Consider the following 6,943-nt stretch of genomic DNA (forward strand, 5'->3'; position numbering starts at 1 on the left):
GATTATAAGGGCAAGCCATGGTGGATTACGGGCGCTTATGGAAAACTTGCCATCTTGCAATCCTGACCCCGTAGGCTTTTCTAGGCTTCGTAGGCTTTTCTACGCCTCGGACATCTCCCGGACAATGAATCGCGTAAATTCCAGAATGTTCCCCTTGGCAGAGGCCTCTTCCAGAGAGTCCATATAGCGGGTTCGGCTGGTCATGCGGATGACGGTCCACGGATACCCCCCGGAGGCGAGCATCGTATTCATCAGAAAGCGCCCGAGCCGCCCGTTTCCATCCATGTACGGGTGGACAAAAACAAAAAGAAAATGCCCGAGCACTGCCCTGACACCGGGGTGGGGCTCTGCGGAAAGGAGCCGGAACAAAGCTTCCATGCAATCCAGAACGGAGGCCGGGGGAAGAGGCACATGTTGGGAGCCTCTGATATACACCGGCTGGTTCCGGTATCCGGCCAGTTCGGAAGGTTTCAAAATCCCTGCCTGGACTGAAGGGGAAAACATCTGCGCGTACCATCTCTGGTGGTCGATTGAGACAACATCCCCCGCCTTCCCCCCGGCAAGAATCTGCCTGATGCTCTCTTGAACCGCCTTGAAGGCGAGGTCGTATCCTTTTGCGGCCAGGGCATTTCCATGGAGCCGGTCATGTTCATCCCCGTCGGGGTTCCAGTCTCCCTTGCGCACCTGCTCAATCAGTGCAGGCGTTACCTGGTATCCCTCGATGGACAATGAGTTGTAGGCATCACTGGAATATCTCTCTTCAATCTGCAGCAGGTATGCCCGATGATCCTCGGGGATTCCGGGAGGAACAGGGAAATTTTCCACCACAGTTTCCCGCATCGACTCCCACATGAATTCCATCCTGCCGATGTAGGGAGACAGAATCCTTTTCCCTCCGGCGAGAAAAGAGATCTTTTTCTCAAAGGGATTGACCGCTTTGACCGGGTAGCCTCCCGCTTCCATGCTGCTGACAATCTGGTCTGCGAATGGGTCAAAGCCGAGAACCTGGTAGGCTCCGGCCAGTCGCGAAGCAGCTGCAAGGTTGCCGTTGTCGAGCAGGATTCTCAAAAGGCCCGAAACATCACCAACCATGCGCAGGGCAAGTTCAGCGGTGGTCGAATTTTGCTTGAAGAAGGATGGTGACGCCTTGCACAGGGCCATTGGCAGGTCCATGACCCATAGACCGTTGATGCGGGTCCTGTCGGCGGGGAAGTTTTTCCGGTCGGTGTAGATCAGCAACGAAGTGTCAAAGGGCAGATTCAGCTTTTGTGTCCCCTTGGCCTTGACGATAACAACCAGCTGGCCAGGGACAACGGTTGACCCGGTATGGAGCAACAGCGACGACTCGGACGACAGACAGTAATCGTCACCAAAACGTTCATCAAGATAGGTTGCGACGAATGTCCAGTAGGAGGCGAACCAGGGTGTACTGCTGCCATCATTCACTGACGGGCGGGTAATGACATACCAGCCCTTGACGACCTCCATGAGGTAGCCGTTTTGAACAAGCCTTTCTCGATGCACCCTGCTGATCTGTGCCGAGCGGATGACGCTTTTGGGTTCGAGCTGCCTGAGCACCTCCAATGAGGTTGCCAACTTCTCTCTGGGAGTCGCCATGAATTTTCCTGCCAGGAATTACTTTGTTTTTGTGTGCCACAGCAACTATGTTTTTATGTCATGACAATACTTTGTTTTCATGCCTCCAGTCAACTTTGTTTTTGTGAATCACGCCACATCCGCAATCTGGGAACATAATGGCCCCGCTGTCATCGTTATGGGGCGGATAGAATTATAAGGGCAAGCCATGGTGGATTACAGGCGCTTATGGCAAACTTGCCATCTTGCAATCCTGACACCATAGGTTTTGCTGAACTGGGCCTGCTTTTGCCACCGCCGGACACGATTGGCGTAGGTTGCACCAATGCCCGGGATCTTGCGCAAGGTTTTCAGGTGGAGCCGCGCCAGCTTCCGCAAGTCGTTGGTATAGGTGAGCAACTGAAGAAACCAGACATTGCAGGCATCGCCTGTCAGGGCCAGCAGGCTGGGGCAAACGGCCTGCAGGTCAGCCTGAAGATTGTTCGACACCCGCACCCGCTCGTTGATCAATCTCCGGCGACGACGGCTCAGCCTTTTAAGAATCTGGTTCTCCCGAGGTGATTCGGCGACCACTTGCAGGACATCTTTCGCGGTGGGGAGATGGTCTTTGATTTGAAAGAGTTCCAACCCACGGCGTGCATCGATCGCATCGGTTTTGGCAGCGCCAGGGAAGACCTCTTTAAACCTGGCCAGCTTCAGGTTGTTGATGTTGTTCAGTTGCCAACCCCGCGCCAGCACCATGGAATCCAGGGGCCGGGCGTAACCATTGTGCCCTTCCATGGCCACCCGTACAGGGCACTGGTAATGCTGCTCAAGTTGCTCAAGCCTAGTGAAGAAGGTTCGAAAGCCGTCCGGGTGATGGCGGATGCTAAATTCAGCAATCATTTCACCCGTCGACAATCCCACCGCAACCTGATGAGACTTGCAGCCGACATCGACACAAACACGGATATCCAGAGGGGTGGGAGAAAACATAAAAGGCTCCTTTCGGTAGAACAATCACCAAGAGCATCATCCTTGGGTCACGTCTACTTCCAGAGCCACAAGTTCGGCATCATCCCGGTTGACCCGCCAGACGATGCAAAGGACGGGGGGCGGCATTTCAGGCTGAAGTGAGCCTGAAGGAACAGGCCACTGACCCCATGAGCCACACCCCCCCGTCAGAGAAAGGTTACCAAATCCAGGGGGCCCCGCCATCTGCTAATTTCGATGGTAGACACCAATGGTTTTTCTTGTGTATGGCATTGTTATATCAGGGCGCATCCGCTTTACCTTGAACAATGTTTAACGCACTACGGTATATGAAGGGGACCCAATATGATGGTTCATCTTTTGACCCCCTCGCTTCGAAGAAGCCAATCTCTGTGAGTCGTTGCGCAATAGTGCGAGTTTTTTCTTCAGCCGTTCCCCATATTCCTGAAAGCGTGCCTAGCGTCTGTTCTGCCTTTTCCCCATTCAATTTGACCAAAAAATCACGCATATTTGGATATTCTGCCAATAGCGTTTGCTCGAAACGAACCTTTGAAACAGTAGGCAGTGCTTCTTTGAATGACGACCTGTCAAACAGCTGATCATCAACAGGTTCATCACTACCTCTTTCTAATTTTTTAATCTGTATTTCTTTGGTTATTTCAAGAAGATGGATAACTTCACGAGGTACACTATTCCCTGAAGAATCTGTTGTTCGTGAAAGTATCCAGTTGAACGTGTCAGGGTTCTTTCCCGTATCTACCTGACGCGGCGCTAAACGGTAAAACAACTCTTCCTGTTTTGCATAATCTGCCTTGATTTCTTCTGGATTGATGCCGGTATACTCAACTAATGCCTCGTTGCTCAATAATCTGAGCATTACAAGGTTCAGCAAACTTTCCTCATTCCATCGTATGTGGACGGCCTTTGTAATGTGACTGGCTTCGGTGAATCCACCGGATGTTATCCTCTGCCAGATATCGTCACGAACGAATATCTTTAACCTCACCCTATCGTATGCCTTTATGTCGTTATAGGCTCTAAAAAGAGCACGAAGTGCATTTCTTTCTAATTCTAATGAGTCAGCAAATGCGACATCAAGTCGATCAAATAATAGCCAGACGTTTAGATCTTCTTTATCCAATGCTTGGTTGGCAACCTCAAATAATTCCTCTACCGGAATATCTCCCAAATTTTGTTCTTCAGATTTTTCGGAAAATTCGGTTTTTCTTGTAAAGGTGGGAGTTCCCGTTGTGGAGTCTATCGTCAACGCATATTCAATTGCTTTGGTATCTCTTTCTAACCAGCCCCGAAAATATCTTGTAACAGCCCGAAATAGCACCGACAATGAATCAGCGGCAGGAAGTAGGCCAACCTTTTCGAGAGCGCCAATTAAAGAATGAGAGTATTCATTTGTTACTTTATACTCGCGAAGAGCTTTTGCAATGATGCTAAGGCTATATATTTTCCAGAGGTAAACAAAAGATAATTCGGATGGCGGAGGATCTGCGACTATCGTTCGGAATACAGTAGCACCACGCACATTTTCTGCTGACGCCAGAAGCACACCGCGATCAAATAGCTCTCCGTCCTTTTTGTTTAAAAGCGTGTAAAGTGCACTTTTCCCAGAACCTTTTGGTCCGTATACGACGTCTATTTTTCCATCGATCATCTGGTGCCACTGATCGGTTTCGACAAAATAGCGCTCTAAATGATCTGATTCCTCTTCAGCTACACGCTCGCCAATTTCCATTTTCTTCAGTGCTTCTAACTTTCGTGTCATTCCTCAGTTCCTAGTAGTGGCTAATTCGCGGAATCTTTTTAATATAACGAGCCCGTAGAAAAACCCTCCCACAAGAGCAATCCCCGAGCCTGTTTGAGTTTTTTCTTTTCCGAAACCGCCCGTCCAGATGTGTCCTGTTCAGGCGATAGACTTCCTCTCAGTACAGCTTGTTGAAAATATCGGCCGATTTGACTCCTTTTTTCCTGACAAATCGTTCCGAATCGATGAATTCTGGTCATGGTGTGCAGCATGGTCATCACCTGTCACTGCCCGTTGACCTTCTTCTTGCCCCGCAGACTGAATCGCTTGATGCCGATGGCGTCGGCGATGTGGCCAACCTTGATGTGGACCTGCCGCATATCGGACAAAACGGAATGTCTTACAAACAAACCTACAACAACAGGTGTAACTATCGGAAAACAAAAGGAAAGGAGACGACGGTTGGCGGATCGATCCGGATGGTGCTTGGATATCCCCCTCCCTGGATACCTCGACTGGCGTAGAAAGCTGTTTGTCAGAGTAGAAAAAATCTCAGAGACTGTCAATCTTCCATTTGTCCGGAATCATGGTGTTTTTACAATGCAATGCGACATGAAAAGGCCTCCAGGTGACCAACCCGTCACCACAACCACTCCCTCACGCCCCGCACTCACGGCGGATGAACTCACGCAGCTGATCCTGATCTCCGCTGCTCAGATCTGAAAACTGCACCCCCAGCCCGGCCGGCAGGTTCGGCTTGATGCGGCTGCCGGCGGCGTTGACCCAGGCCACCCGGCCCTGGCAGGACACCGGCTGGTCCGCTCCCGGCACCAGGAACTCCAGGCTGAGCGGCGCTTCGACCGGCAGCACCTGTTCCGTCTCCAGGAACAGGCCGCCGACACTCAGGTTGAGGGTGTAATCGTGCAGCCGGCGGGTCTCACCCGGACCGTAGCGGACCAGCAGCCGGGTTTCGACCCGCGGCGTGGCCCGGTCGGTGATGGCCAGAAAACGGCGCGCCGTCGCCAGCAGATCCTCGCGCCGAAACGGCTTGTGCAGCAGGGCGTCGCAACCGGCCGCCCGGCAGCGCTGTTCCTCGTCGGCCCGGCCCCGCCCGGCCGCCAGCACCACCGGCACATTGCCGAGCAGCGGGTCGGTCTTGATCTCCCGGCAGGCGGCGGCACCATCCATCTCCGGCATCTGCAGGTCCATGATCACCAGGTCCGGGCGCACCGCGCGCATCACCTTGAGGGCCTCCCGGCCGTTGGCGGCAACCGTCAGTTGCAGGTTTTCCCGGTTGAGAAAGCTTTTCGCCATCTCCAGGAACAACCTGACATCATCGACCAGCAGAACCTTTTTTCGTTTCACGCCTCGCCTCCGCAACAGATTGACCCTGCATTGAGAGCAAGTTCCGCGCCAGCCCGGGGCGGGATGGATAATCAGCCACTTCGCCGCCGGCGGCGCACGTCAACTCTGAACCGGATGTCAATCCGGTGACAAGAATACCTCGAGGCACCGGGATTTCACCGCCCGGGAAGAAACGACCGACTGAACGGGCAGGATAATTTTCTTGGTTTCCACCCACCCGCGGCGATATAAATGGAGAGATAGTGAATTTCGCATCAAGGAGCAGGAACATGGACCAGGACCTCAAGGAGCAACTGCAGCGCGTCCTCAGCGCCGTTGAACAGATTCTGCCGAAACCGGTGCCGCCGATCGACTGGCAGCGGACCTATGCCGCCAACTGGCGCCGCCACTCCCTGGCCGGCTACCTTGAAGCGCGTGACGCCCTCGACCCGATCCAGCTCGACCATCTACTCGGCATCGAAACGGAAAAACGCATCGTCGAGGAGAATACCCAGCAGTTTCTCGCCGGCATGCCGGCCAACAACATCCTGCTCTGGGGCACCCGCGGCACCGGCAAGTCATCGCTGATCCGCGCCATCCTCAACGCCTACGCCGACCAGGGGCTGCGCATCATCCAGATCGACAAGGACGATCTGCTGAGCCTGCCGGACATCTTCCAGCAGATCCGCGACCTCCCCTACCGGTTCATCATCTTCTGCGACGACCTCTCCTTCGAACCGGGCGAAAAGACCTACAAGATGCTCAAGAGCGCCCTCGACGGCTCAGTCTACGCCGCACCCGACAACGTACTGATCTACGTCACCTCCAACCGCCGCCACCTGCTGCCGGAGTACGAGACCGACAACCTCGGCGCCAAGATGGTCAACAACGAGATCCACCACGGCGAAGGGGTCGAGGAGAAGATCTCCCTCTCCGACCGCTTCGGCCTCTGGGTCGCCTTCCACGCCTTCTCGCAGGACCACTACCTGACCGTGGTGCGCCAGTGCATCGCCCTGCAGGCGGCCCATCACCAGGTCGACATCGAATGGACCGCCGAAACCGAAAACGCCGCCATCGCCTGGTCGCACGAAAAGAGCAAGCGCTGCGGCCGCACTGCCTACCAGTTTTCCAAGTACTGGGTCGGCCGGCAGATGCTGGCCCGGCAGCGCACCCGCCCGGCGGCGAACGCCGATTGATCGGAACAGGCAACGCGGGTTCCCTCCGTTCGGCAGACGTTTCGGGGCCGGGACGAAAACTCGGCTGCGCCTCAGA

Annotated in this window: 5 protein-coding genes; 1 reads left to right on the forward strand and 4 read right to left on the reverse strand. The window is 54.1% G+C overall.

Annotated features, from left to right (window positions below; genetic code table 11):
- Positions 1–99: 99 nt before the first annotated feature.
- From B5V00_RS15735 to B5V00_RS15750, 4 genes are all read right to left on the reverse strand, one after another.
- On the reverse strand, positions 100–1,617 hold the full coding sequence (locus B5V00_RS15735; protein WP_085011760.1) for a Fic family protein: 1,518 nt from the start codon (positions 1,615–1,617) through the stop codon (positions 100–102).
- 195 nt (positions 1,618–1,812) lie between these two features.
- On the reverse strand, positions 1,813–2,571 hold the full coding sequence (locus B5V00_RS15740; protein WP_085011761.1) for an IS110 family transposase: 759 nt from the start codon (positions 2,569–2,571) through the stop codon (positions 1,813–1,815).
- A gap of 277 nt (positions 2,572–2,848) precedes the next feature.
- Positions 2,849–4,348 (reverse strand): P-loop ATPase, Sll1717 family, encoded by a 1,500-nt coding sequence (locus tag B5V00_RS15745; protein WP_085011762.1) that lies wholly within the window; start codon positions 4,346–4,348, stop codon positions 2,849–2,851.
- 636 nt (positions 4,349–4,984) lie between these two features.
- Complete coding sequence (locus B5V00_RS15750; protein WP_085011763.1) at positions 4,985–5,692, reverse strand: response regulator; 708 nt, start codon at positions 5,690–5,692, stop codon at positions 4,985–4,987.
- Between the two features lie 269 nt (positions 5,693–5,961).
- Between B5V00_RS15750 and B5V00_RS15755 the strand changes: the two genes are divergently transcribed.
- Positions 5,962–6,867 carry an ATP-binding protein gene (locus B5V00_RS15755; protein ID WP_085011764.1) on the forward strand — a complete coding sequence of 302 codons (906 nt, stop codon included), beginning with the start codon at positions 5,962–5,964 and terminating at the stop codon, positions 6,865–6,867.
- The last annotated feature ends 76 nt before the right edge of the window (positions 6,868–6,943 follow it).

It is taken from the genome of Geothermobacter hydrogeniphilus (assembly GCF_002093115.1).
Lineage (GTDB): Bacteria > Desulfobacterota > Desulfuromonadia > Desulfuromonadales > Geothermobacteraceae > Geothermobacter_A > Geothermobacter_A hydrogeniphilus.

Bases quoted from the DNA above. Each gene is read 5' to 3' on its own strand.
- B5V00_RS15735 (WP_085011760.1), bottom strand. From the start codon at position 1,617: ATGGCGACTCCCAGAGAGAAGTTGGCAACCTCATTGGAGGTGCTCAGG.
- B5V00_RS15740 (WP_085011761.1), bottom strand. From the start codon at position 2,571: ATGTTTTCTCCCACCCCTCTGGATATCCGTGTTTGTGTCGATGTCGGC.
- B5V00_RS15745 (WP_085011762.1), bottom strand. From the start codon at position 4,348: ATGACACGAAAGTTAGAAGCACTGAAGAAAATGGAAATTGGCGAGCGT.
- B5V00_RS15755 (WP_085011764.1), top strand. From the start codon at position 5,962: ATGGACCAGGACCTCAAGGAGCAACTGCAGCGCGTCCTCAGCGCCGTT.